The following is a 1163-nucleotide window of genomic DNA, read 5'->3' on the forward strand; positions in this document are numbered from 1 at the left end:
CCCCCCCCCGGTGGCCCCCCCCCCCACCCGCCAGGCCTGAACCCGCCGAGCAGGCCTGACCCGCCGAGCAGGCCTGACCCGCCGAGCAGGCCTGACCCACCGGCCCACCCCACAGGCCGGACCCACCCCACGGGCCGGTGGGCCCGGGCGCCCGGGCGCGCCCGACCGCCCGGACCAAGGGTTCTCCGCCGCGCCCGGGCCGGGCCATGGGAGCATGCCAACCGTGGCGATCGTGACGGGGAGAGTGGACAGCGACACGGGCGGTGCCCGGTCCGGCGGCATACCCGGGCCGAGCGGGCCCGGCGGGGACGCGCCGCCCGGGCCGGCCGCCACCGGCCGGGTCCGGCAGCCGGTGGCGCTGATCCGGCTGCTGGCCGGTGTCGCCGGGATCACCCTGACGCTGCTGCTCGCCGACTACGCGCGGGCCACCACCTCCGGCATCGCCAGCGACGTCGCCCAGGCCGCCGAACTGGTCCCGCGCACCCTGGCCGGACTCGCCGGGGGCCTGACCACCGCCGCCCTGCTGCTGGTCCCCGCCTACTCCGCGGCCCGCCGGCTGACCTCGGCCGCAGCCGACCGTCGGCGCACCCTCCAACACCTCTCCGACGGGCTGCTGGCCGCCGTCCTGGCCTACGGGGTCTCGCTCGCGCTCGACCTCTGGGTCGACGAGGCGGCGTCCCCGACCCTGGTCGCCGCGCTCACCCAACGGCTGCCCGGCGGCGGCCTGGCGCACACCGAACCGGTCTACGGCTACCTCGCCCCGGTGCTCGCCTTCCTGACCGCCTCCGGCGCCCGCGAGCGCCGGCTCCCCCGGCTCACCCTCGCGGCCTCCGCCCTCGCCGGCCTCGCCGCCGGGTACGCCACCCCCACCGCCCTCCTGCTCGGACTGCTGATCGGCTGGACCGCCGCCCACGGCACCAGCTACGCCGTCGGCACTCCCGACCCGCGGCCGAAGCCGGCGCAGCTCCTGCGCAGCCTGCGCGAGGCCGGCCTGCGCCCGGTCGCCGCCCGACCGGCCGGCCCGGACCGCTACCTGGTCACCCAGGAGCCCGGCCGCCCCGATCTCGACGTCCAGCTGCTCGACCGGCAGGCCGTCACCGCCGCCCTGGTCCAGCGCGCCTGGCGGCGGATGCGGCTGCGGACCGCCCCGCACCCCCGGGCGC

Annotated in this window: 1 pseudogene; it reads left to right on the plus strand. The window is 79.7% G+C overall.

From position 1 onward, the window contains the following. Positions 1 to 223: 223 nt before the first annotated feature. Positions 224 to 1163, plus strand: a pseudogene (locus MCM47_RS41205) (TIGR00374 family protein); the annotation flags it as partial.

Origin of the sequence: Kitasatospora sp. A2-31 (genome assembly GCF_022288725.1) — a bacterium.
In the GTDB taxonomy this organism is placed as follows: domain Bacteria; phylum Actinomycetota; class Actinomycetes; order Streptomycetales; family Streptomycetaceae; genus Kitasatospora.